The sequence below is a fragment of the Chryseobacterium sp. SIMBA_029 genome, from assembly GCF_046535275.1.
Classification (GTDB): domain Bacteria; phylum Bacteroidota; class Bacteroidia; order Flavobacteriales; family Weeksellaceae; genus Chryseobacterium.
The window spans coordinates 1-401 of record NZ_JAWRXA010000054.1; the positions used below are offsets into that span (position 1 = coordinate 1).

The 401-nt window shown below is 64.6% G+C and carries 1 protein-coding gene; it reads left to right on the forward strand.

Annotated elements, in window-relative coordinates; translation table 11 throughout:
• Positions 1–401: DUF885 family protein (locus tag SB679_RS23180; protein ID WP_410704641.1), on the forward strand; the 401-nt coding region annotated here is incomplete at both ends.

Genomic DNA, 401 nt, shown 5'->3' on the forward strand with positions numbered 1-401 from the left:
GTCTTTGATCTCATGCCCACAGACAGCTACGAGCACTGGGAGCATCAGGCTGGTCGTGCTGCCAACGTTCCGGGCGCGATCGACGGTTACATCGAATCACTCCGCTCCGCGAAGCAGGGCGGCAAGGTGGCCGCCCGCCGCCAGGTCGGCATAGTGATTGAACAAGCCGAGCGCTACGCCGCAGACGATGGCTTCTTCGCCAAATTGGCCGCCGGCGCCACTCTTGAGGGCGCACCGCTTCCCAGTGAACTGCAGGACAAGCTCGACGCCGGAACGCGCCAAGCCCGTGAGGCATACGCTGCGCTGGCTACGTTCCTGCGGGACGAGCTCCTTCCGGCCGCCCCGGCCAAGGACGCTGTGGGACGCGAACGGTATGCGTTGTCTTCCCGGTCATTTCTTGG